Source organism: Corynebacterium aurimucosum ATCC 700975 (assembly GCF_000022905.1).
In the GTDB taxonomy this organism is placed as follows: Bacteria; Actinomycetota; Actinomycetes; order Mycobacteriales; family Mycobacteriaceae; genus Corynebacterium; species Corynebacterium aurimucosum_F.
On record NC_012590.1, the window covers coordinates 1,405,458 to 1,428,517 of the forward strand.

22 protein-coding genes are annotated in these 23,060 nt (G+C 58.4%); 18 read left to right on the top strand and 4 right to left on the bottom strand.

The annotated features are described in order from the left end of the window. Positions 1-71 precede the first annotated feature (71 nt). From tatA to CAURI_RS06625, 3 genes are all read left to right on the top strand, one after another. A complete protein-coding gene (tatA, locus tag CAURI_RS06615; protein ID WP_010186623.1) occupies positions 72-335 on the top strand; it encodes a Sec-independent protein translocase subunit TatA in 264 nt (87 codons plus the stop codon). A 190-nt stretch (positions 336-525) separates the two neighbouring features. Next, positions 526-1,515, top strand: a complete 990-nt coding sequence (tatC, locus tag CAURI_RS06620) for a twin-arginine translocase subunit TatC (RefSeq protein WP_010186621.1) — start codon at positions 526-528, stop codon at positions 1,513-1,515. 97 nt (positions 1,516-1,612) lie between these two features. Then, a complete protein-coding gene (locus tag CAURI_RS06625; protein WP_010186619.1) occupies positions 1,613-4,426 on the top strand; it encodes a DEAD/DEAH box helicase in 2,814 nt (937 codons plus the stop codon). Positions 4,427-4,433: 7 nt separating this feature from the next. Here CAURI_RS06625 and CAURI_RS06630 read toward each other — a convergent pair whose 3' ends face one another. Further along, positions 4,434-5,063, bottom strand: a complete 630-nt coding sequence (locus CAURI_RS06630) for a trypsin-like peptidase domain-containing protein (protein ID WP_066877995.1) — start codon at positions 5,061-5,063, stop codon at positions 4,434-4,436. 45 nt (positions 5,064-5,108) lie between these two features. On the opposite strand from CAURI_RS06630, the gene CAURI_RS06635 reads away from it, so the two are divergent. Both CAURI_RS06635 and CAURI_RS06640 read left to right on the top strand, forming a co-directional pair. Continuing rightward, positions 5,109-6,242 (top strand): M24 family metallopeptidase, encoded by a 1,134-nt coding sequence (locus CAURI_RS06635; protein WP_010186615.1) that lies wholly within the window; start codon positions 5,109-5,111, stop codon positions 6,240-6,242. Continuing rightward, a complete protein-coding gene (locus CAURI_RS06640; RefSeq protein WP_012715039.1) occupies positions 6,242-7,006 on the top strand; it encodes an SDR family oxidoreductase in 765 nt (254 codons plus the stop codon). Before CAURI_RS06635 ends, CAURI_RS06640 begins: the two co-directional genes overlap by 1 nt. Here the strand turns inward: CAURI_RS06640 and CAURI_RS06645 are convergent. Next, positions 7,003-7,842 (bottom strand): cobalamin biosynthesis protein, encoded by an 840-nt coding sequence (locus tag CAURI_RS06645; protein ID WP_012715040.1) that lies wholly within the window; start codon positions 7,840-7,842, stop codon positions 7,003-7,005. The two genes, CAURI_RS06640 and CAURI_RS06645, sit on opposite strands and share 4 nt — an antisense overlap. Positions 7,843-7,912: 70 nt before the next feature. On the opposite strand from CAURI_RS06645, the gene CAURI_RS06650 reads away from it, so the two are divergent. The 9 genes from CAURI_RS06650 (at position 7,913) to musI (ending at position 17,860) form a co-directional block, all read left to right on the top strand. After that, positions 7,913-8,494, top strand: a complete 582-nt coding sequence (locus CAURI_RS06650) for an FxsA family protein (RefSeq protein ID WP_010186604.1) — start codon at positions 7,913-7,915, stop codon at positions 8,492-8,494. Further along, the gene (gene lnt / locus CAURI_RS06655) at positions 8,494-9,981 is read left to right on the top strand and encodes an apolipoprotein N-acyltransferase (protein ID WP_420805214.1); all 1,488 of its coding nucleotides are present in this window, start codon (positions 8,494-8,496) and stop codon (positions 9,979-9,981) included. Before CAURI_RS06650 ends, lnt begins: the two co-directional genes overlap by 1 nt. Positions 9,982-10,009: 28 nt before the next feature. After that, positions 10,010-10,885, top strand: coding sequence for a polyprenol monophosphomannose synthase (locus tag CAURI_RS06660; protein WP_010186600.1), 876 nt, complete (start codon positions 10,010-10,012; stop codon positions 10,883-10,885). 206 nt (positions 10,886-11,091) lie between these two features. Further along, complete coding sequence (locus CAURI_RS06665; RefSeq protein WP_010186598.1) at positions 11,092-12,222, top strand: ABC transporter ATP-binding protein; 1,131 nt, start codon at positions 11,092-11,094, stop codon at positions 12,220-12,222. An 82-nt stretch (positions 12,223-12,304) separates the two neighbouring features. Further along, entirely contained in the window at positions 12,305-13,549 is a 1,245-nt protein-coding gene (locus tag CAURI_RS06670; protein ID WP_010186596.1) for a DUF4032 domain-containing protein, read from the top strand. 363 nt (positions 13,550-13,912) lie between these two features. Then, on the top strand, positions 13,913-15,244 hold the full coding sequence (locus CAURI_RS06675) for an ABC transporter substrate-binding protein (RefSeq protein ID WP_010186595.1): 1,332 nt from the start codon (positions 13,913-13,915) through the stop codon (positions 15,242-15,244). Between the two features lie 187 nt (positions 15,245-15,431). After that, entirely contained in the window at positions 15,432-16,277 is an 846-nt protein-coding gene (locus CAURI_RS06680; RefSeq protein WP_010186593.1) for a carbohydrate ABC transporter permease, read from the top strand. 3 nt (positions 16,278-16,280) lie between these two features. Continuing rightward, a complete protein-coding gene (locus CAURI_RS06685) occupies positions 16,281-17,195 on the top strand; it encodes a carbohydrate ABC transporter permease (protein ID WP_010186592.1) in 915 nt (304 codons plus the stop codon). 23 nt (positions 17,196-17,218) lie between these two features. Then, positions 17,219-17,860, top strand: coding sequence for an ABC transport system MusEFGK2I component MusI (gene musI, locus CAURI_RS06690; protein ID WP_010186590.1), 642 nt, complete (start codon positions 17,219-17,221; stop codon positions 17,858-17,860). Between the two features lie 102 nt (positions 17,861-17,962). Here the strand turns inward: musI and CAURI_RS06695 are convergent, their stop codons facing one another. Next, complete coding sequence (locus CAURI_RS06695) at positions 17,963-18,346, bottom strand: RNA polymerase-binding protein RbpA (RefSeq protein ID WP_010186588.1); 384 nt, start codon at positions 18,344-18,346, stop codon at positions 17,963-17,965. A 135-nt stretch (positions 18,347-18,481) separates the two neighbouring features. On the opposite strand from CAURI_RS06695, the gene CAURI_RS14275 reads away from it, so the two are divergent. The 4 genes from CAURI_RS14275 (at position 18,482) to CAURI_RS06715 (ending at position 21,724) form a co-directional block, all read left to right on the top strand. Beyond that, positions 18,482-18,841 (top strand): hypothetical protein, encoded by a 360-nt coding sequence (locus CAURI_RS14275; RefSeq protein WP_010186587.1) that lies wholly within the window; start codon positions 18,482-18,484, stop codon positions 18,839-18,841. Between the two features lie 3 nt (positions 18,842-18,844). Then, positions 18,845-19,546 carry a YceI family protein gene (locus CAURI_RS06705; RefSeq protein WP_010186585.1) on the top strand — a complete coding sequence of 234 codons (702 nt, stop codon included), beginning with the start codon at positions 18,845-18,847 and terminating at the stop codon, positions 19,544-19,546. 12 nt (positions 19,547-19,558) lie between these two features. Further along, a complete protein-coding gene (locus CAURI_RS13925) occupies positions 19,559-19,723 on the top strand; it encodes a hypothetical protein (protein WP_010186584.1) in 165 nt (54 codons plus the stop codon). A gap of 630 nt (positions 19,724-20,353) precedes the next feature. Then, the gene (locus CAURI_RS06715; protein WP_010186582.1) at positions 20,354-21,724 is read left to right on the top strand and encodes an MFS transporter; all 1,371 of its coding nucleotides are present in this window, start codon (positions 20,354-20,356) and stop codon (positions 21,722-21,724) included. 330 nt (positions 21,725-22,054) lie between these two features. On the opposite strand, the gene CAURI_RS06720 is transcribed toward CAURI_RS06715, so the two are convergent. Beyond that, positions 22,055-23,032, bottom strand: coding sequence for a bile acid:sodium symporter family protein (locus CAURI_RS06720; RefSeq protein WP_010186580.1), 978 nt, complete (start codon positions 23,030-23,032; stop codon positions 22,055-22,057). Positions 23,033-23,060: the final 28 nt, after the last annotated feature.

The following is a 23,060-nucleotide window of genomic DNA, read 5'->3' on the forward strand; positions in this document are numbered from 1 at the left end:
TGTGCAGACTGCCCAGCCCCGCTGTGTGGACCTGTACGCTTCATCTACCAAGAAAGAAGAGGCACCCCCCAATGACTGTGGGACCTATGGAAATTGGCCTTATTGTTCTCGTCATCGTGCTGCTATTCGGCGCCAAGAAGCTGCCAGAGCTCGCTCGCTCCATGGGCCGCTCCATGCGCATCTTTAAGTCCGAAGTCAATGAGATGAGGGAAGAGAACAACTCGGCTCAGCAACAGGGCCAGATTGCTGCCTCCAAGAAGAACGATGAGGACTTCTGGAACAGCCCGGAGATGCAGCCGCGCACTTCCAATCCGGCTGACGGAAACCAAAACTAATAATCTTTCTCGGCGGGCAGGCCGCATTTCGAGTCCCTCGGCGTGCTGAGGCCTCGCCTGCCGCCGTGGGCTTTTCTGTGGAGGTCTTGCTTTGAGTACCGCGAGTACACCGTCGAATCCTGCTTCTAACCCGCCGAAGCAAAAATGGAGCTCAAAGCTACGCCGCAAGCCCAAAAACCCAACGGGGGAGATGACACTAGTTCAGCACCTCCAGGAGCTGCGCCGACGCATCGTCATTTCACTCCTTGCCTTCGTGGTGGGCGCCATTGTCGGCTTCATCTGGTACCAACACGCCCCGTTCGGCATGTCACCGCTAGGTGAGATTTTGCGCGGTCCCTACTGTTCACTGCCAGAAGAAAGCCGCGTTTCCTTCTCTGCGGACGGCGAATGCCGACTGCTCGCAACCAGCCCCTTCGAAATGCTGATGCTCCGACTCAAGGTAGGCGCGTTAGCTGGCACTGTGCTGTCCTCACCGGTCTGGCTCTACCAGATTTGGGCCTTCATCGTGCCCGGCCTGCACAAGAACGAACGCCGCTTTACCTTCTTATTTGTCTCGACAGCGGTCTTGCTTTTCGTGCTTGGCGCGGTTCTCGCCTACGTCATCCTTTCCGTGGGCTTGGAGTTCCTCATGGGCATGGGCTCGGAGTACCAGACTGCAGCGCTAACGGGTGAGCGCTACTTCTACTTCCTGCTGGCGTTGCTCCTCATCTTTGGCGTCAGCTTTGAGATCCCACTACTCGTGGTTTGTCTTAATCTGATCGGTGTCTTGGAATATGACCACGTCAAAGATAAGCGCCGCATCATCATTGTCGTCATCATGATCTTCGCCGCGGTTGTTACACCGGGCCAAGAACCCTTCTCAATGTTGGTTTTGGCCGGTGCTCTGGTGGTTCTTGTTGAGATAGCATTCCAGTTCTGCCGCATCAACGACAAGCGCCAGAAGCGCCAGCGCCCAGACTGGATGGACTTGGACGATGAAACTGCCTCGTCCCTGGATGAAGGTACGGGTGCCATTGGCGCACCGACTCCTGTGTCCGCATCCACGAGCGTTTCTGCGTCGTCGCGGCCGGTATCTTCTAGGCCTGTTCCCCCAGCCTCGACGGGTGAGACTCGGGTACCACAGCCGGAACACAAGAATACTCAGCCCCCGCAGAGCGGCTTTTTCGACGACGTTCTGTAAGCTGGTCAGCCCTTTTTAGGGAACTTGTTCAAACATTTCCTTGGCGCCGGGGACCGGGGCGCTAATACGCCGTCCCTGACAGGTACCCTGGAGACTTATGACACTGACGCATCTGGACGAGTTCACCCAAGCACTTCCGTACTCACTGGATGACTTCCAAATCCAAGGATGCCAAGCCGTCGAAGCTGGCCACGGTGTTCTGGTCTGTGCGCCCACGGGCGCGGGTAAGACCGTGGTGGGTGAGTTCGCCGTGTCCTTGGCACTGCGCCAAGGGACCCGCTGTTTCTACACCACACCCATCAAAGCTCTGAGCAACCAGAAGTACCACGACCTGGTTGACGCACATGGCGCGGATGCAGTCGGACTGCTGACCGGTGACGTCTCCATCAACTCCTCCGCGGACATCCTCGTGATGACCACTGAGGTTTTGCGCAACATGATTTACGCGGGCTCAGGTGCATTGGATCGTTTGACCCATGTGGTCATGGATGAAATCCATTTCTTGGCCGACGCTTCACGCGGCGCGGTATGGGAAGAGGTCATCCTCAATCTTGAGGAGCACGTCTCCATCATCGGTTTGTCTGCAACGGTGTCCAACTCCGAGGAATTCGGCCGGTGGCTGACTACCGTGCGTGGTGACACCAAGGTCATTGTCACCGACAAGCGCCCAGTACCGCTGGACCAATGGATGATGGTGGGTCGAAAGATCTATCCGCTCTTCGAACCCAACTCAGGCGGCCAGGTAAACACTGAACTGGCGCGGCGCATCCAACGCCTGGAGGCCGGCGATACCGATAGTGGCCGCGCAGACTATGCCCAGAACCGTGCGAGCTTCCGCGCCCGTGCCCGGCACAAAGGCGGCGGGCGCAGCGACCGGCACAGTGATCGGCGCAGCGGCGCGCCTCGTGCGCAAGACCGCTACCGTCCGCTAGGCCGGCCAGAGGTGCTCAAAGAGCTGCAGGCCATGGAGATGCTGCCGGCGATTACCTTCATCTTCTCCCGTGCGGGCTGCGATGGCGCGCTGTATCAGTGCTTGCGCTCCCGCATGGTGTTGACCTCCCAGGAGGAGGCCACCGAGATCAAGGCCATCGTCGATACGGGCGTAGAAGGTATTCCGGAAGAAGACCTCAAGGTCCTTGATTTTAAACGTTGGCGCGAAGCACTCTCGCGGGGCTTCGCCGCTCACCACGCGGGCATGTTGCCGGCCTTTAGGCACATCGTGGAGGAACTCTTCGTTAAAGGCCTGGTTCGTGCGGTCTTTGCCACCGAAACCCTTGCCCTAGGAATCAATATGCCAGCGCGCACCGTAGTGCTGGAAAAGTTGGTGAAATTTAACGGCGAGGCACACGTGGACCTGACACCGGGTCAGTACACGCAGCTCACCGGCCGCGCGGGCAGGCGTGGCATCGATACCTTAGGCAATGCCGTCGTGCAGTGGGCACCCGCCATGGATCCCACCGCGGTGGCGGGGCTCGCATCGACCCGCACTTATCCGCTCATCTCTACCTTCGAACCCGGCTACAATATGGCCATCAACCTGCTGGGCATGCTCGGCTTCGATGACTCTCTGCGCCTGCTGGAGAAGTCTTTTGCCCAGTTCCAGGCGGATGGATCTGTTGTGGAGGAAACCCGCGAGATTGAGCGCGCTGAACATCGCGTCCGCGAACTACGTGCTCAATTGGATCAAGCCGTGGATAACTTGGCTCCGCCGGCAGCTGATGGCGAGGACCCCGCTGAGCTCCTCATGGACTATATGCGTTTGCGCCGCGCGCTTACTGATGAGGAAAAGTCAGCGCGTTCTTCCAAGAAGGAAGAGAGGAACAAGGAAGTCGCGGCTGTCTTGGCCCGGCTGCAAGTGGGTGAGGTCATCGCCATCGCAACAAAGAAACGGCCAACGTTGGCTGTTGTTATTACCCCGGCCAACCAGACTGCAGATCCGCGCCCCTGGGTTACCACGGAGACCGGGTGGTCTGGACGCATCGATGCAGCCGGTATCGATAATCCGCCGATCGTCGTGGGCCATATGAAGCTCCCGCGTGCAGCGCAGAAGAACCCGCGCCGTCATACCCGTTTTGTCAAGGAGGCCTTTAAGCGCGATTACTACAAGCGTCCGAAGAAGATGCGTACCGAGCCGCGTAATCGTCCCAACAAGAAGATCGCGCAGCTGCGCGATGCCCTCCGCGAGCACCCGGTGCACAATTGGCCGGCGACCGACCGCGAGCAGCTGGCCGGTGTGGCCCAAAAGCTCGCCCGACGCGAGCGCGAGCTCCACAAGTTGGAAGCCAAGGTGGAGCGCGCCACAGATACCCTCGGCCGCACTTTCGAGCGCATCGTGGACCTACTGGCGGAGATGGATTACGTGGAGTTTGAAGGCTATGGCGAGGACCGCGAGCCTGTCATCACGGACGAAGGCGAGCGCCTAGCCAAAATCCACTCCGAGTCGGACCTGCTAGTAGCGCAATGCCTCAAACGCGGAATCTGGAACGACCTCGACCCCGCCGAACTGGCCGGTGTGGCCTCCCTCTGCGTCTTCGAAAACCGCAAAACTACTCGCGGCGAACCCGGCGCGGCTTCCGACGCCATGGCGGACGCCATGGACGCAACCTGGCGCATCTACACCGAGCTCGTCGCCGATGAGAAGCGCCATAACCTCCCGCAAACACGCGAGCCGGAGCCAGCCTTTGCACTCGCCATCCACCAATGGACCGCGGGTGCCCCCTTGGCATATTGCATGGCCGCAGCTAACGAGTCTGGCGCGGAGCTGACGCCCGGTGACTTTGTCCGTTGGTGCCGCCAGGTCATCGACCTGCTCCAGCAGGTAGCCAAGACCGGCTACGAGGACGAAATTCGCCGCAATGCCCGGCGCGCCATCGACGCGATTCAGCGAGGCGTCGTCGCCATCGGCGCCTAGTTTCTTCCTAATCTTCGTACTCACGGCCCAGCAACGCCGTGGCTGCCGCCGCGATAGCTGCGCGATGAGGCGCAACAAGCGCCACGGTCGCGAGCTTGAGGTTGCGCCCCAAGGGGTTAAGGATCAGCGCTTGCGTACCGATGACGGAGCCGTCGACCAGAGCTGGCCCGCCCGAGTCCCCTTTGACTGCCGGATTCGTGTTGAAGACGAATCCGGCGGGGGAGACGGTGGTGAGGAAATCGACCGACCACGTGCGAAAGAAGGGCAGAAGAAATAACCCCGTTCGCTTCTGTGCGCGGCGGGCTCTTCCGCCGTATCCCCAAGTGCTCACGGGAGCTCGAAAAGGGGGAGTACTGTGAGCGAGTCCCGGTAGGTTTCGTGGTGGCGCGGGCTTATCAAGCAAACACAAGGCCATGTCGGTTCCGTCAATCGTACGCGCGGCAACCACGCGCCGGTTGAACCCGCCACTCACCTTGTAGTGATCTCCTTTATCTAGGTCATCGCGGAAGAAGTGCGCGCAGGTCAGAACCAGCCGGGTTGCCTGTTGGGTGCAGGGCCTTAAGGAGGCATCGATGAGCACTCCCGAGCAATAGCTACGGCGGGTGCGGATCTTGACAGCAGCGGGATGCGAGTTCACGCCGCCCAGCTTAACCGCACGGAGACGAGCGGTAGGCTAACTGACATGACTGATTATGCATCCCGCCTGAGCCGTGCCCGCGCGATTGCCGCCGCCAAGAATATCGATGTGTTGCTGGTGGGTACCGGGGCCGAGTTCGCTTATCTTACGGGTTCCTGGGTCTCGTCCCATGAGCGTTTGACCTGCTTGGTTATCCGCCCCGACGCCGAGCCGATCATCGTCGCACCCAGCACCGACATTGAGTCCCTTCAGGGTGTTGCCGCCCATCTGGTGGGATGGAGCGATGGCCACGATCCCTATGCGCTGGCCTTGGAAGGTGTGCGCCCCTCCACCGTTGCCTTGGGCTCCTCCCTGACCGCCGACCATGTATTGCGTTTCCAGTCCGCAATTCGAGGACAGCTCAATCCGTTATCGCCGTCTTCGACGTCCTCGACGGATGTACCGCAAGTGGAATACCTTCTAGCTACTGAGGCACTGGCTGAACTCTTTACCCGCAAGGACCCAGATGAGGTGGCGGAGCTACGCGCTGCTGCGGCGGCTATCGATGCCGTGCACGCAGAGGTGCCGCGTCTCTTAAAGCCGGGGCGCACTGAGGCCGAGGTAGCCGCCGATTTGCGGGAGCTCATCTTACGCGAGCACCGCGAGGTGGATTTCATCATCGTGGGTTCCGGTCCGAATGGAGCGAACCCGCATTATGACTATGGGGACAGGGAACTTGGCGCGGGCGATCCCGTCGTGGTGGATATCGGAGGAACGCTGGCCTCCGGTTATCACTCTGACTGCACCCGCACCTATGTGGTGGGAGCGGACCCCTCGGCGGCGCCCACCGATTTCCAGGAGGCCTACGCGGTGTTGGAAAAGGCCCAGGCTGCCGGACGAGCCGCCGCGCGCCCGGGCACAACCGCTCAGGGAATAGACCGTGCCACGCGCAGCGTGATCGAAGCGGCCGGTTGGGGTGAATATTTCACGCACCGCACTGGGCACGGCATTGGCTTGTCCACGCACGAGGAGCCTTTCATCATGGAGGGAAATGAGCTCGAGCTTTCCCAGTCCATGGCCTTTTCTATTGAGCCGGGTATCTACGTGCCGGGTAAGTGGGGCATGCGTCTCGAGGACATCGTGGTGACCACTGAATCCGGGTATGAGTCCCTGAACCAGGCCCCGAGGGGGTTGCGTTAATGGGCGCGCTGTTGATTCTTGGTGGGCGCAGCGATATCGGCGGCGAGCTTGCACGCCGTCTGTGTGCAGGCCGCCCAGTAGTACTTGCCGCGCGGGGTGAGCACGGTATGGATGAACTCACCTCTGAACTTCTCCGTAATGGGGCGGTTTCCGTGCACACGCTCTCCTTCGACGCCGCTGATGTGTCCACCCACCGTTCGGTCATCGAGCAAGCTACGGCACTCGCGGGTGAGGAAATTACGACAGCAGTCGTCGCCTTCGGAATCTTGGGTGACCAAGAGCGCGCAGAGCACGACGAGGCCCATGCCTTCGACATCGCGCTGGTGGACTATGCCGCGCAAGTCTCGATGCTTACCGTGCTTGCGGACGTCATGGCGAAAGGCCATATCGTGGCCTTTTCCTCCATCGCGGGTTGGCGTGCGCGCCGCACCAATTATGTCTATGGCTCGACCAAAGCGGGCCTAGATGCATTCTGCCAAGGCTTGGCAGATCGTTTGCACGGCAGCGACCTAGCGCTGATCACCGCGCGCCCCGGCTTCGTGATTGGGTCGATGACTGAAGGCATGAAACCCGCGCCCTTGTCGGTGACGCCAGGCGTCGTGGCGCAAGCTGTAGTAAAGGCCATCGAGTCCTCCTCGGGTACCCAGTCGTCGTCGGATTCGCGGCCGGTCTCCCGCACGCTGTGGATCCCCCGGAAGCTCCAATTGTTGGCCTGGATTATGAAGCTTGTTCCGCGCCCCATATGGCGGCACATGCCGCGCTAAGGACGGCCAAGAGCGGGGGAGTTGGCATCAAAAATGAAGCCGCGCGGTGCAAGGACTCGCAGCACGACATCAGCATCGCCTTCGGGCAAATCGTGGATGACCAAACCCCGCCACGGCGTTACTGAAATAGACGCACCCAGCTGGGCAATGAGTCCTGCGTACTCCCCAGGCAGGACGCCATCTTGCAGGCCCGCGCCCAGATCGACGCGGCCGGGCTTAGTGTGATCGGTCAGCCAGCCAATGGGCAAAACCGGCTGTGCAGTGGTCGTACGCGCAGAAAAGGCGAAGCTATCGAGGGCTTCAGGAAGCCCATTGGACACCTCGAGCACATAGCCCACGAGCTGCGAGATCGCTTCTTCTAGATCCAGGGCCGGTCCGGTTGCTGCCCCCTCTCGAATGAGGCGCGCCGAGCCGGCGTCCTCACCGTCTCCTGTACTAGCACCGGAAAGTTGGAGCCCAGCCGCCACACCGTGTGAGAGGAGATCGCCCGCGCCACCATCGATGCCAAAGACGGCATCCCGGCTGAGAGCCGGGGAGGCTCCTTCTGCTGCAGCCAGGGCATCAGCAACGCGCTGCGCCACACGGCGTGCATGAAGGGAGAGGGGAGAGGCCAGCACGTGAGCGTCGGTGTTGGGGAGGGGGACGTCGCCAAGCACCTGCTCATCACGGATGCCGCGCAGGCTGATGACGCTGTGCTCCTCAAGGTACACATGGCCATCGCCATGTTCCCTAGCGGCCTGGCCCAGGGCAAGCCACTGCTCGGGGGTGACAACGCCGCCAGCGGGATGGAAGCGCAAGGTATCGGATTCGGGATGCTTCGACTCGGGAAGGGACATGGTGGGTCAGTCTAATCGCTCCGGGAGGGTCTCCAGCGAACCGGCAGGTCCAGCAAGTATGGTGGGCTGCATGCCGTTTCTTCTGTTCATCGCGTACATCCTCCTCGAAACCCTGGCGTTTTGGGCAGTTGCCGAGTGGATTGGTGTGCTGTGGGCACTATTAGCCTTGGCGCTGACCATGCTCTTCGGTATGACGATAGCCAGCTGGGAAGTTCGCCGCATGATGGTCAGCCGCATCCGCCAGACCGAAGACGGAGTCTACGTAATGGAGGATCCCAATCCAGGTAAAACAGCCGGCAACGTCGGCCTGACTATGGTGGGCGGAATCCTGCTTTCGCTGCCCGGCTTCGTCTCCACGATCATCGGTGCTCTGCTCATTTTTGCGCCAACTCGTTCCATCATCCGCACGCTTCTTGCTGCGTCGATGTTCCGGAAAATCGAAGACATGGGTGTGCGCGTTTATGAAGCCTCACCCATGGCGCAACACCGCGACTCCTATGGATCCTTTGGAAGCTTCGGCGCGGGCGCTACCGGTAGTGCCATGGGAGGTAGGGGACAAGCGGACCACACGCACGAAGTCCTCGATGAAGATGAAATCCGCACATGGACCCAACACGTCAAGCCCGAGGATTTTGAGGACGGAAACAAATAGTGCTCACTGTGTGTGCCCGGCTTGTTCTCGCAGCTCTTTCGGGCGCGGTCACGTATCTATCGGTGGAGCCGCGCGGCTGGTGGGCCGCGGGAATCATTGGGGTAGCCATGTTGGTGGCCGCGTTATCTCCTTGGCGAAAACCCCTGCATTTAGGTTGGGCGGCGCTCATCGCTGTGGTCCATAGCGCTGTCTTGTATCTATTCACTCTCCCATGGATTGGTGAGCTCGTGGGCAACATGCCCTACATTGCGCTCGCTATCTTCCTCTCCTTGTACAGCATCCTCCTGGGTATCGGCGGGGCAGCGTTACTGCGCTTGAACTATGGCTTCGCGCTTTTCCCTTTCTTCTATGTGGCAGTGGAAATGCTGCGCTCCTCCGTCCCCTTTGGAGGTTTTGCCTGGGTACGTCTGGCGTGGGGACAGATTGAAGGCCCGCTCGCCAACCTTGCCCCATGGGGTGGGCCTGCGCTCATCAGCTTTGCGGTCGTCTGCGTCGCCGCGGGGGTGGTGGGCCTTGCGCGAGCACCACGGTTAGCCTGCGCGTTCCTGGCGGTGCCGCTTCTGGCAGGGCTCATCGCGGCGCAAGGCGTGAACCGACCCATCCACACCACAGGCACGGTCACGGTAGCCGCTGTCCAGGGAAACGTCCCGCGGCTGGGCCTTGACTTCGCAGCGCAACGCCGGGCAGTGTTGGATAACCACGTCCGCGTCACTGAGCAGGCAGCCCAGGATGGCGCACGGCCCGACATCGTCATGTGGCCTGAGAACTCCTCTGATATCAATCCTTTTGCCAACGAGGACGCACGGGCGCTTATCGACGGCGCCGCCCACGACATCGACGCCCCCATCCTCGTCGGAACTCTCACCCGAGATGAAGTTGGCGCGCGCAATACCATGCAGGTATTCAACCCAGATGGCTCGGTGGGGCAACACCACTACAAGAAGTACTTGCAGCCCTTTGGTGAGACGATGCCGATGCGCGAATTCTTTAGAAAGATCACTGATTTGGTAGACCTAGCGGGTGATATGAAACCCGGTGACGGGTCAGGCGTGGTGACTATGGCGGGGACTGCAGTGGGCGTTGCTACGTGCTACGAGGTCAGCTTTGACCAGGCGTTCCGAACGGCCATCGATAACGGTGCACAGATTCTCACAACGCCAACAAATAACGCCACGTTCAGCGATTCTGACATGACCTACCAGCAGCTGGCCATGAGCCGCCTGCGCGCACTGGAAGCGGACCGAGCCGTGGTAGTGGCCGCCACATCAGGAGTCTCAGCCATCGTGCACCCCGATGGTTCAGTGAGCCAAGACAGCGGTATCTTTGAGCCGGCTTATCTCGAAGAGGAACTTCCGCTGCGAGAAGGGCGTACATTTGCGGTGCGTTATGGTTCGCTCCTGCAGTGGCTCATGACTATTATTGGAACGGTCTGCGCGCTGTTTGCGATCTATTCCACCCGCTTGTCTGGACGACGCAGCGCGTCTTAAAGCAGAAACCTAAAGGAGCAAGGAACTAGTGAGCTCGACCCACGAATCTACTCTGGTCATCATCCCCACCTACAACGAGATTGAGAACCTGCCGCTAATCACCGGCCGCGTGCGCAAGGCCACTCCCGAGGTTCACATCCTGATCGTGGACGATAATTCCCCGGATGGCACCGGAGAGGCTGCAGACAAGCTGGCCGCTGAGGATTCTCACCTGCACGTGCTGCACCGCGAAGGCAAGGGTGGCCTTCTCGGCGCTTATATCGCCGGCTTCGAGTGGGGCCAAGAGAAGGATTACCAAGTTCTGTGTGAAATGGACGCCGACGGCTCCCACGCGCCGGAGCAGCTCCACCTCTTACTTGAGGAAATCCAGAAGGGCGCAGATCTGGTTATTGGCTCCCGCTACGTACCGGGTGGAGAGACAGTGAACTGGCCTGCCAACCGCGAGCTGCTGTCCCGTTTGGGCAACAAGTACATTTCGGTTGCCCTGGGTGCTGGCATCAATGACATGACTGCTGGCTACCGTGCCTTCCGGCGTGAGCTGCTTGAGCACCTCGACTTTGAGAAGCTCTCCAACGCCGGATACATCTTCCAGGTGGACGTTGCCTTCCGCGCCATCAAGGATGGCTTCGATGTCCGCGAGGTTCCGATCACCTTCACCGAGCGTGAACTTGGTGAATCCAAGTTGGATGGCTCCTTTGTTAAGGATTCTCTGCTCGAAGTAACCAAGTGGGGAGTGTCTCACCGCTCTGAACAGATCAGCGATTTCACCTCGGAAGTTTCGAAGATCACCTCCCGTACCGTCAAGGACATGGAGCTTGGCCCCAAGGTCTCCACGGCCAAGAACGCTGTATCGGACTTCGTTTCTGAAGTCTCCAACCTAGTTAAAGGCACCTTCAAGAAGTAACTCGATCCCCACGGCGCCTCATACACGCCCGTGAATAAGAAAGCTAAGCCCGGAAGCCGCAGTATGGCCTCCGGGCTTTTGCCGTAGTGACCAGTACTAGTGCTAATGTCATAGGTAGCACTTTAGTTGGTGCACAGTGACTTAATTCACTGTTTCTCACACTACGGATCGTTCGGCACGTACCTGCCGATGGAGGAGATTCTGCTATGGCAACCGTAACGTTCAAAGATGCTTCCCTAACCTACCCGGGAGCGAAAGAACCCACCGTCAAGAAATTCAACCTGGAAATCGCCGATGGCGAGTTCCTCGTCCTCGTCGGCCCTTCCGGCTGTGGTAAATCCACCACGCTGCGCATGCTAGCCGGTTTGGAAAACGTTACTGACGGTGCCATTTTCATCGGAGACAAGGACGTCACCCACGTTGCACCGCGTGACCGTGACATCGCCATGGTTTTCCAGAACTATGCTCTCTACCCGCACATGACTGTGCGCGAGAACATGGGCTTTGCACTGAAGATCGCCGGCAAGTCCCAAGACGAGATCAATAAGCGCGTCGACGAAGCCGCCGCCACCCTGGGCCTGACCGAATTCTTGGAGCGCAAGCCGAAGGCCCTGTCCGGTGGTCAGCGTCAGCGTGTGGCCATGGGCCGCGCCATTGTTCGTAACCCGCAGGTCTTCCTCATGGATGAGCCGCTGTCTAACCTCGATGCCAAGCTGCGTGTTCAGACCCGTACCCAGATTGCAGCCCTGCAGCGCAAGCTTGGGGTTACCACCGTCTACGTCACCCACGACCAGACGGAGGCCTTGACCATGGGTGACCGTATCGCGGTGCTGAAGGATGGCTACCTGCAGCAGGTTGGCGCGCCCCGAGAGCTTTATGACCGCCCCGCCAACGTCTTCGTCGCGGGCTTCATCGGCTCCCCAGCCATGAACTTGGGCACCTTCTCGGTCAAGGATGGTGACGCCACCTCTGGTCACGCTCGTATCAAGCTTTCCCCAGAAACCCTCGCCGCGATGACGCCGGAGGATAATGGCCGCATCACCATTGGTTTCCGCCCGGAGGCCCTGGAAATCATTCCAGAAGGCGAGTCCACCGATCTGTCCATCCCCATCAAGCTCGACTTCGTGGAGGAACTTGGTTCTGATTCCTTCCTCTATGGCAAGCTGGTGGGCGAAGGCGATCTCGGCTCCTCAAGCGAGGACGTCCCCGAGTCCGGCCAAATCGTCGTCCGCGCTGCGCCGAACACCGCGCCTGCTCCGGGCAGCATTTTCCATGCACGCATCGTGGAGGGTGGCCAGCACAACTTCTCGGCGTCGAGTGGCAAGCGCCTTCCTTAACTCCGCGTTCCGGCAGCGCCGCGGCACGTAATGAATAGGGCAGTTCTAGCCATAATCAGCAGAAAAGGTGGAGTGATTCGCCATGAAAGAGTCCATGAGCATCACCTCGTCGACGTACGCGTCGGCGCTGCTGACACTGCCCTGGGATACGCCCCTGGAACAGTGGCCCGATGATCTCATCGCTGCGCTGCCCAGGGGTATTTCCCGGCATATCGTGCGTTTCGTGGGGATCAACCGTGGCATCGTCGCGGTCAAAGAAATTGGTGCGCGTACCGCCCACCACGAGTACAAGATGCTGCGTGAACTGCAACGTCTTGGCGCCCCTAGTGTGCGCCCAGTAGCCGTGATCACCGGACGCCATCCGGCAGAGGAAGAATACGGGGAGCTCACCGCAGCTTTGGTGACCGAGCACTTGGAGTTTTCTCTGCCCTATCGTGAGATCTTCTCTCGGCACCTCACGGTCGTGGAAGCGGAGAAGCTCATCCGCGCCCTGTCCGTGCTTTTGGTGCGGATGCATCTGCTCAACTTCTACTGGGGCGATGTGTCGCTGTCCAACACTCTCTTTCGGCGCGATGCTGAAACCTATTCCGCCTATCTTGTCGATGCCGAAACAGGAGAGTTCCAGCCCAACCTCTCTGAATCACGCAGGCTTTACGACGTCGACATCGCCCGCGTCAACATCATCGGCGAGCTCATGGACCTCCAGGCGGGTGAATGCCTAGATAAGTCCATCGATGTCATCGCCCTAGGCGGCCTCGTCGAAAGCTCTTATCTTGAACTGTGGACGGAGCTCACCGCGGAGGAATCCGTCGACGCCAGTGAATACTGGCGCGTCTCCGAGAGAATTGACCGCCTCAATCAACTGGGCTTTGACGTAGGGGAGCTCAAGGTCACGAAGGACGATTCGCGGCAGGTTGTGCGCATTCGCCCTGTCGTGGTGGATCCGGGCCACTATCGTGCAGAGCTGTTGAGCTTGACCGGGCTGAGCGTCGAGGAACACCAGGCCCAACGCCTGTTGGGCTCGATCCAGGCCTATCAGGCCGTCGAATGCGGACCGCATGTGGGTCTTACCCAAGCCGCGCATCTCTGGATGACGCATGAATACGAGCCGACTATCGCCGCCGTCCCCGTGGAGATGTTAGACAAACTGGAGCCAGCACAAATCTTCCACGAAATCGTTGACCACCGCTGGTTCCTGGCCCAAGAAAGGGGAGGGGATGTCACCCTCCCGGAGGCCACGGCATCCTATCTTGCATCCGTGCTTCCTGCCCGCCGCGATGAAGCTCGCCTTCTCAGCACAAGCCCTTCAGACGAAGACTTGTCATAACCTCTCGCGTGCCCCAACGGCTCCTTCGATCACAAATCCATTCTTCTTTCCTCAGCTGTTTTTACGTGTATTTGTATGTTTTAGGTCCGATTGCCCCATAAATGGGGAGAGTTTCAATGTCCGAATATGGATATGGTCACAATCGGGTGTTTTAGGTCCGAATTCTTTTGAATATGTGGAATACCTCACTAAGGTGGAAGGCAGGCTAACCAGTTCATAGTCGGATTGTCATCCACTATGAAGCACTTGGTGGCGCTGGGAAGAAGCCTTCGTTATGGGAGGTCTCCCAGACACAACCGAATACGAGCCGGGTATCCATCTCGGCTCATCATCCCGCTTTTCATCAAGAAAGATGAGGACCTCATGAAGCGTCTTACTCGCATCGCATCCATCAGCATGGCATCCATGCTCGCCGCCGCAAGTCTCGTCGCGTGTTCCGGCTCCACCGACGAGGAAGGCGATGTTTACTTCCTGAACTTCAAGCCTGAACAGGACGCGGCCTACCAGGAGATCGCCAAGGCCTACACTGAAGAGACCGGCGTCAAGGTCAAGGTCGTTACCGCCGCTTCCGGCTCCTATGAGCAGACCCTCAAGGCCGAGATTGGCAAGGACGAGGCCCCGACTCTCTTCCAGGTCAATGGCCCAGCTGGCTTCATCACCTGGCAGGACTACATGGCAGATATGTCGGACACCGAGGTAGCTAAGCAGCTGACCGACGATATTCCGCCGCTGACCACCGAGGATGGAGAGGTACGTGGTGTTCCGTTTGCCGTCGAGGGCTTCGGCATCATCTACAACGACGAGATCTTCGACAAGTACATCGCCACGTCCGGCGCAAAGATCAAATCCACGGATGAGATCACCAGCTACCAGAAGCTCAAGGAAGTCGCCGAGGATATGCAGGCAAAGAGGGACGAGCTCGGTATCGAGGGCGCCTTCGCCTCCACCTCGCTGACGTCCGGCGAAGACTGGCGTTGGCAGACTCACCTGGCCAACGCTCCGATCTGGCAGGAGTACCAGGACAAGGGCGTCGAGGACACCAACGAGATCGAGTTCTCCTACAACAAGGAGTACAAGAACCTTTTCGATCTCTACCTTGAGAACTCCACCGTAGAAAAGTCTCTTGCGCCTTCTAAGACGGTGTCTGATTCCATGGCTGAGTTCGCACAGGGCAAGGCCGCTATGGTGCAGAACGGTAACTGGGCATGGTCCCAGATTTCCGAAACCTCTGGCAACGTGGTCAAGGAAGACAAGATCAAGTTCCTTCCGATGTACATGGGTCTGCCAGATGAAGAAAAGCACGGCATCAACGTCGGTACCGAGAACTACTTGGGCGTAAACTCTGAGGCCTCCGAGGTCGACCAGCAAGCCACCAAGGACTTCGTGGATTGGCTGTTTACCTCTGACGCTGGCAAGGAGCACGTGGTGAAGGACCTTGGCTTCATCGCACCGTTCGAAAGCTACACCGCTGAAGACACCCCGAATGATCCCCTTGCTCAGCAGGTCGCGGAAGCTATCGCTAACAAGGATCTGACCACCTACCCGTGGAACTTCCAGTACTTCCCATCCCAGCAGTTCAAGGATGACTTCGGCCAGGATCTGTCGCAGTACGCCTCCGGAAAGCTGAAGTGGGAGGACGTTGTCAAGCACTTCAAGGACAACTGGGCTGCTGAGAAGGAATCCAACTGGGGCTAAAGCTCTGTTCCCACCCCCTCGCCACACGCCTTCTAAGTAGCGGAGGGCGGGGAGGGGAGTAGGTGAGGGTTGTGGCCCGTGCCGCGAGCTTATGCGCGAGCGGCTATTCCGCATCCTCAGCCTCCTCTCCTCGCCGCCGTCCCGCTGGGAAACGTGTGACACCACCTGAAATGAAGGTTTCACCACCATGCAAGCAACGCTGAAGAAGTACTTCCCAGTCTTTGTCTTGCCCACCCTTCTGGCATTCATGATTGCCTTCTTGGTGCCGTTCATCGTGGGTTTCTTCCTCTCCTTTACGAAGTTCACCACTATCACCAACGCCAAGTGGGTTGGCATAGACAACTACGTCAAAGCTTTCTCCCAACGCGAAGGTTTCATCTCAGCCTTCGGTTTCACCGTCCTCGTGGTCATCGTCTCCGTGATCACAGTCAACATCTTTGCCTTCCTCTTGGCGTGGATGCTGACCCGCAAACTCCGCGGCACCAACTTTTTCCGCACGGTCTTCTTTATGCCGAACCTTATCGGCGGCATCGTGCTGGGTTATACCTGGCAGACCATGATCAACGCCGTGCTTTCGCACTATGCCACGACGATTAGCGCGGACTGGAAATTTGGCTACGCCGGCCTGATCATGCTGCTTAACTGGCAGCTCATCGGCTACATGATGATCATTTACATCGCCGGCCTCCAGAACGTCCCACCAGAGCTCATTGAGGCTGCCGAACTCGACGGCGTCAACAAATGGGAGATGCTGCGCCACGTCACTATTCCGATGGTCATGCCATCGATCACCATCTGCCTCTTCCTGACTTTGTCGAACTCCTTCAAACTCTTCGACCAGAACCTAGCGCTGACCAACGGTGCTCCTGGCGGGCAAACTGAGATGGTGGCGCTCAACATCGTCAACACGCTCTTTAACCGTATGAATGTCGAGGGCGTCGGCCAGGCCAAGGCTGTCATCTTCGTCGTCGTTGTGGTCGTCATCGCTTACTTCCAGCTGCGCGCGACCCGCTCCAAGGAAATCGAGGCTTAAGTTATGACTACCAGCACTTCAGCGCAGGCCGTTCCGGCCTCGAAGAAGAAGGATCACCAGCTTCCCTCGGATAATAAGACCCGGATGTCTGGCGGCGCCAAGTTCGTGGTCTACGCCATCCTGGCGTTCTTTACCATCGTCTTCCTTGGGCCGATCCTCTTCATCTTCATCAACTCCTTTAAGTCCAAGTTCGCTATCTCCTCCGATCCTTTCTCACTTCCCATCGGCGAAACCTGGGTGGGCTTCGAGAACTTCATGGTGGGCTTGACCAAGCAGGGCTTCTTGGAAGCGACCTTGTGGTCCTTTGTCATCACGATCCTCTCTGTCATCGTCATCGTGTTCTTCTCCGCAATGACCGCCTACTACATCACGCGCGTCAAAACTTGGTGGACAAACCTTCTGTACTACCTCTTCGTGGTCTCCATGATCATCCCCTTCCAGATGGTCATGTTCCCGACGGTCAAGATTGCAGACATGCTCCACCTCAACAACCCGATCGGCATCGTGGTGCTTTACCTCGGTTTCGGTTCCGGTCTGTCGGTGTTCATGTTTGCGGGCTTCGTCAAGTCCATCCCTCTGGATGTTGAGGAAGCTGCGATGATCGACGGCTGCGGTCCGCTCCAGAACTACTTCCGGGTAGTCTGGCCTATGCTCAAGCCAACTGCCATCACCGTGGCCATTCTTAATGCCATGTGGGTGTGGAACGACTACCTGCTGCCATACTTGGTCATCGGCCTGTCCACGCGCTACAAGACCATCCCGGTGGTCATCCAGTCCTTCGTTGGCTCCAACGGTAACCGCGATATGGGCGCCATGATGGCCATGCTGGTACTGGCCATCATCCCCATCGTCATCTTCTACTTCTCCACGCAGAAGCACATCATCGAAGGTGTGGCTGCCGGTGCCGTGAAGGGTTAAAAGGGTGCGATAGGTTAAAAGCCATGAATCGCATGCTCGGCCCCGAATCGAAGTTCTATGCTGCTCTGAGCCTCTTCGCTGACCTAGTCATCGTCAACGTTCTCCTCGTTATAACATGCTTTCCCGTGTTCACCGGGGGAATGTCCTTGCGCACCGCCCATGCGGTGACCGGGCAGATGGTCCGCGAGGAAGGTTCTCGCCGCGGCTCGGCTTTCGTTCGGGGCCTTTTGACGCGTCCCGGGGTCAACACCGCATGGTGGCTTATCTGCCTCGCCGTCACCGCCTTAGCCGCGTATGAATTCGCCATCATTGCCAAGGCAGATCTGGGTTCAATAGGCCTGGTACTGCGTGCAGCCTTAATCTCGGGGCTTATCTTATTGGCCTGTGTCAGCGTATGGTTCTTCCATCTCGATGCACCGGGGCTCAGTTTCCGTCAAAGAAGCGCACAAGCCATGATGAAGGCGGTAGGGCACCTACCGCGTACCCTATTAGCAGTATTGCCTGGCATAGTGCTTGTTCTGTACCCCGTCTTTTTCCCAGCGCAGTGGGGAGGCTACCTGTTCTTCCTCGCGGTGCTCGGCCCGGCTCTCGCGGTCTATCTTGCCGAGCTGGTGCTGCAATGGCCCGAACTCAATTCGCAATCCTCCGATAGCCCCTCTGCATAACGCGGTGCGCGCTAGCTGGCCTAAAACCAGAAATAGGGTAGTGGCATCCACATCAACGTGGAACCACTACCCTGCAGTCTTTGTGGGCTTCCTAGAAGCCCTTTAAGCTTCGCCTTCCTCCTGCGCCTTCTGCTCCTTGAGCAGACGGGCAGCCGCGCGGCGACGTGAACGCAGATTCTCGATTCGCTCGGTCAAGAGTTCATCCAACTCCTCAATAGAGCGGCGCTCGCGCAGCATGTCCCAGTGGGTACGCGGCGGCTTCACGGGCTTGGACTCGACGCCTTCGCCCTCAACCAGAGTGCCGAGCTTACCGTTCTTGCACATCCACTCCTCAGGGATCTCCGCATCGTCAGCGAAGGGCACCTCATAGATGTCGCCGTCTTCGGTGCGGTACTTCACCATTTGGCGTGGGGCCAAGTCGTGGTCGCGGTCGGTTTCGTAGCTCACTGCGCCCATGCGGCTGCCACGGAGTACGCGATCTGCCATGCAACATCATCCTTTTCACGTGTTGAGGTAGGGAAGTGATCAGGGTCGACCCATATCACCCAGAGAACTATCATTATAACGAACGGCCCACTGCCTTTGTTCCCACCCTCGGTTTAATGGGCTAAGGTGTGTGAGGTGATTGGTACACAGGATCCGCAGCCCGGAAAGCCAACAAGGCGCGGCTCGGCTACCTGCCAGTGGTGCGGCAAAGAGATCGCCCAGGGCGGCCGAGGAAGGCCACGCAAGTTTTGCTCGCCCTCGTGCAAGCAACGCGCGTACGAACAGCGCCACAACGTCGCAGGGACGCCCATACCAGCCAACGCTGTCATCTTGACTCCGGAGAGGGCCGACCGGCTTCGTGACGGCCTCTTCGAGCTTCGATGCTGTGCCGAGGACGTCGCCACGGCGGCGTCGGAAAGCGCCAGTGCGGAAGAAATGGAAGAACTGTGTGCCGAACTGGTCACATTGGCTCGTAAGCTTGAGGAATTGAGATAGCACATGAAATCTATACTTGGCAACCGCAAACTGATTGTTAGCATCTTCGTGATCCTGATTGTGGCCTCAACGGCACTGGCCCTTGGACCGCTGGCGTTCTCGTTGATCATGGGCCGTGGTGTGAAGACCGAGCCGATCAACGCTGATAAGGTCCAAGCCGCAACGACGGACGTCGACGGTGAATGGCAGGTGGCGCAAGGTTCGGCGCATAACCACACCTCAGCAGGGTTTACTATCGACGAAATCCTCCCGGCAGATAAGCGCACGACGTCTGGTTCCACCAAGCATGTTACCGGCCAGGCGACCATTCAGAACGGCATCGTCGAGAAGGCGCGCATCGCCGTGGGCATGTCTTCCTTGACCACGGATAAAAAGGTTCGCGATCAAAACATGAAGACGAAGCTCTTTGAGGTTTCAAAGTACCCAGAATCCACCTTTACGTTGACCGAGCCGGCTGATGTCTCCGCTGTGCCTGACGACGGCTCACTGGTTACCGTGCCACTCACAGGCGACCTCACCATCCACGGCCAGACCAAGAGCGTGACGCAGGATTTCCAGGTGGTGCGCGATGGTGACACCATCATCCTGGGCGGCGATATCCCGGTTAACCGCCTCGACTACGGAATTGAGACTCCAGAGATGATTGCCGCGCGAATCTCGGAAACCGGCGAGATCAATGTCCGCGTAACCTTTGAGAAGAAATAGTCACGGCTTCTTATGAACTCTCGCCATCTCATTCCAGTCCTGTGGATCCGGCTGATCGTGCTCGCAGGATTCGGCATCTTCATCTGGATCCAGGATATGAAGCTCCTCGCTGCCTTCTCGGTGTTACTCGTAGCCCTTACTGCGGTTCAGTTGGTGATTGCCTACCGTCAGCGCTAAAAATCGCGCTCGGTACAGCTACAGGAACATAGCCCAATTACGCAACTGTGACGATATTAGGACGGTAAGAGGGGCCGTCTGTGCAGCAAGCGGGGGATACAGATTGGGAACGTCAAGAGCCAACAGCGTTTAAACCCGCCTGAATGCAGTGCAACACTCGACACCAATGAAGAGCGCACAAATGGACCGCCTGGAAACTGACGGGGACCAGAAGCCGCGCATTAGCGAAGAAGTTTCATATCGCAGCAACAGCACAATACGGGCACGGCGAGCATTCCGAAACGTTCGCGGCGGATGTCCCGTTACCTAAGCTCCGAGCGGCAGCAAGATGGGGACAATGCGCCTGCCACGGTGCCACAACAACCCACGGACACCGACGCCGCACTGTCAAGGCCTGAACCAGAAGCCGGACAGGCTTAGCGGAAAGTCCACGCTTGGCCAACTGCTTAAGTAATTGTCCGATAATGTACATTATGTCAGATAATCGGCGTCCCCGCTTCCCGCCCAATGCAAAAACTTAATCAAGAAGAATTTTTCACCCATTGAGACTTTCATTTCATTACGTGGGACGGTAGTGTTTCCCTCATAACCAATCGACCTATCGAAATAATCAAGGAGGGCGCCCCTCACATGACCGCCGTCAGCACCACACCGGAAAAAACAGCGGCCCCAGCACAGCAGCTCACCAAACGTGACCGTGTGCGTGTGGCCGTGGCTTCAACTATTGGCACGACCATCGAGTTCTATGATTTCTATATTTATGCCACGGCAGCCGTAGCCGTCTTTCCTTTCCTCTTCTTCCCGAAGACTGAGGATCCCACCGTTGCCCTGCTGCAGTCCTTTGCCACCTTCGGCCTTGCCTTTATCGCTCGACCCCTGGGCTCACTGCTCTTTGGGCACTTCGGCGATCGCATCGGCCGCAAGGCCACGCTCGTTGGCGCACTCCTGACGATGGGCATTGCCACCTTTATCATTGGCATCCTGCCTACCTACCAAACCGCAGGCATTATCGCGCCAGCCCTGCTGGCCCTGATGCGCTTCTGCCAAGGTTTGGGCCTGGGCGGCGAATGGTCCGGTGCAGCTTTGCTCGCCTCCGAGACCGCGAAGGAAGGCAAACGAGCTTTTGCCGCCATGTGGCCGCAGTTTGGCGCACCCTTCGGCTTCCTACTGGCCAATGGCTTCTTCCTGACGCTCGTAGCCACCATGGATTACTCGCGCGGCGATACCACCGGCACCTTCATGGAATGGGGCTGGCGCCTGCCCTTCCTCGCCTCTGCTGTGATGGTGCTTATCGGTCTCTACGTCCGCTTGCGTCTGGAAGAAACACCGGTTTTCCAGCAGGCCGTTGATGAAGGTAAGAAGGTCAAGACCCCTATGGTGGAGGCTTTCCGCACAGCTTGGAAGCCGATGATCATTGGTACCTTCGTCATGGTCTCTTGCTACACCCTGTTCTACCTGGTCACCACCTGGATCCTTTCCTACGGTATTGGCGATAAGACCAAGGGTCTGGGCTTGGGAATCCCATACCTGGAGTTCCTGGAGATTCAGCTGATTTCCATCTTCATGTTCATCATCGGCATTCCGATGTCCTCCATGCTCTCGGACAAGTACGGACGCAAGCCGATCTTGACAATAACCTCGCTTATCATGATTGCCTTCGGCTTCAGCTTCCCGTACTTCTTGGGCATTGCGCACGCTGACCGCAACTCCGTCCTTGGGTTCCTGGTCGTTGGCATGTTCATCATGGGCCTCATCTTCGGCCCTATGTCCGCCGTTCTCCCAGAGCTCTTCCCCACCAACGTGCGCTACACCGGCTCCGGCATCGCGTACAACGTCTCCTCTATCCTCGGCGCCGCCGTGGCCCCGTTCATCGCAACGTGGCTCGTAAGCACATACAACGTGAGCTACGTGGGCTACTACCTGGTTATCGTTTGCTTCATCTCCCTCATCGCCATCCTCATGATGCAGGAGCTGAAGGATCAGGATCTGTCCCAGGTTTAGGTCTTTAGGTACAAGCATCTCCCCGACTCTTTCTAGTGTGAAGCACCAAGGTCGGGGAGATTTTTATTGCGGCGTTGCGGGCTCTACTCACATCGCCTTCATCTGACACCGCCTGCGGGCGCCATTCATGGGCGGTTGTGCCCCACTGCTGCCAAAAGTGCAGACCTGGAAGTGCAGACACGCTGGTCGCCGCCAAGCACTGCCTGGGCGCTTGACGACGCCCAACCTGCAAGTCTGCACTTCCAGGTCTGTACATATAGAAATAGGTGACCGGCAAAAATGTGCCAACCACCTATCACGAGCTCTTCATCCACTCAGCCTGCCTAGAAACTACGCAGTAACAGCAACTTCAGCGGCCTTCGCATCATCCTCGATGGGCTTGCGGCGCACGATCGCGGAGAAGATTGCGCCGGTGACGTTGGCCCACACCGCGGCGACCACACCCGGAATCGCCGCCTCAGGAGTGAAGAACTGCAGCGCCAATGCCGAGGCCAGACCGGAGTTCTGGGTCGCTACTTCAATTGCCGTAGTGCGTGCCGCTGCCTCGCGCTGGCGAGCAATTTTCGCCAGATAGTAGCCGAAAAGAAATCCGATGAGATTCTGGATAGCCACGCCCGCGAATACCACGAGACCAACGGTGACTAGCTTGTCCTGAGATTTCGACACCACCGCCATGACCACGCCGCCGATGCCAGCGATGGCCACCCACGGCAAGGCCGGCAAAACCTTGTCCACAGCTTTGCTGGCAATTACGCGCAGCAACAGACCCAGGCCCACCGGAATGAGGACGGTCTGGACCAGCGACCACATCATGCCAGCACCATCGACCTCCGCGGTTTGTCCCGCCAACCACAGCATGAGCACCGGCGTCATGATCGGCGAGACGAGGGTTGACACCGAAGTCATCGCCACCGACAACGCCACATCGCCCTTAGCCAGGTAGGCCATCACATTGGAGGCAGTACCGCCGGGCACAGAGCCAAGGAGGATGAGGCCGACAGTGGCGGCGTCGGAAAGCCCTAGCATTTTCGCCACGAGTACAGCACTCGTCGGCATGATGGCAAATTGACAGATAACGCCCAAGAAGATGGGCAACGGTCGCTTCGCCACCAGGGACAGGTCCGGAATAGTCAGGGTAAGGCCCATGGAAAACATGATGACCATGAGCAACTGCGAGGTGTACTGCCCCACCGGCTCAAAGGTGCTGGGGCTCACAAAGGCGACAATGGCGCAGGCAATGATAACGATGGGGAAGATGTAAACGGCAAGTTTCTCGCCGGTCTCCCCTTCTGTGCGCGGGTTCGTCATGGTGTTTCCTTTCCAGGATATGTCTCAT

Coding starts and splice junctions, on each gene's coding strand:
- tatA (WP_010186623.1), top strand. CDS start 72: ATGACTGTGGGACCTATGGAAATTGGCCTTATTGTTCTCGTCATCGTG.
- tatC (WP_010186621.1), top strand. CDS start 526: ATGACACTAGTTCAGCACCTCCAGGAGCTGCGCCGACGCATCGTCATT.
- CAURI_RS06625 (WP_010186619.1), top strand. CDS start 1,613: ATGACACTGACGCATCTGGACGAGTTCACCCAAGCACTTCCGTACTCA.
- CAURI_RS06635 (WP_010186615.1), top strand. CDS start 5,109: ATGACTGATTATGCATCCCGCCTGAGCCGTGCCCGCGCGATTGCCGCC.
- CAURI_RS06640 (WP_012715039.1), top strand. CDS start 6,242: ATGGGCGCGCTGTTGATTCTTGGTGGGCGCAGCGATATCGGCGGCGAG.
- CAURI_RS06645 (WP_012715040.1), bottom strand. CDS start 7,842: ATGTCCCTTCCCGAGTCGAAGCATCCCGAATCCGATACCTTGCGCTTC.
- CAURI_RS06650 (WP_010186604.1), top strand. CDS start 7,913: ATGCCGTTTCTTCTGTTCATCGCGTACATCCTCCTCGAAACCCTGGCG.
- CAURI_RS06665 (WP_010186598.1), top strand. CDS start 11,092: ATGGCAACCGTAACGTTCAAAGATGCTTCCCTAACCTACCCGGGAGCG.
- CAURI_RS06670 (WP_010186596.1), top strand. CDS start 12,305: ATGAAAGAGTCCATGAGCATCACCTCGTCGACGTACGCGTCGGCGCTG.
- CAURI_RS06675 (WP_010186595.1), top strand. CDS start 13,913: ATGAAGCGTCTTACTCGCATCGCATCCATCAGCATGGCATCCATGCTC.
- CAURI_RS06680 (WP_010186593.1), top strand. CDS start 15,432: ATGCAAGCAACGCTGAAGAAGTACTTCCCAGTCTTTGTCTTGCCCACC.
- CAURI_RS06685 (WP_010186592.1), top strand. CDS start 16,281: ATGACTACCAGCACTTCAGCGCAGGCCGTTCCGGCCTCGAAGAAGAAG.
- musI (WP_010186590.1), top strand. CDS start 17,219: ATGAATCGCATGCTCGGCCCCGAATCGAAGTTCTATGCTGCTCTGAGC.
- CAURI_RS06695 (WP_010186588.1), bottom strand. CDS start 18,346: ATGGCAGATCGCGTACTCCGTGGCAGCCGCATGGGCGCAGTGAGCTAC.
- CAURI_RS06705 (WP_010186585.1), top strand. CDS start 18,845: ATGAAATCTATACTTGGCAACCGCAAACTGATTGTTAGCATCTTCGTG.
- CAURI_RS13925 (WP_010186584.1), top strand. CDS start 19,559: ATGAACTCTCGCCATCTCATTCCAGTCCTGTGGATCCGGCTGATCGTG.
- CAURI_RS06715 (WP_010186582.1), top strand. CDS start 20,354: ATGACCGCCGTCAGCACCACACCGGAAAAAACAGCGGCCCCAGCACAG.
- CAURI_RS06720 (WP_010186580.1), bottom strand. CDS start 23,032: ATGACGAACCCGCGCACAGAAGGGGAGACCGGCGAGAAACTTGCCGTT.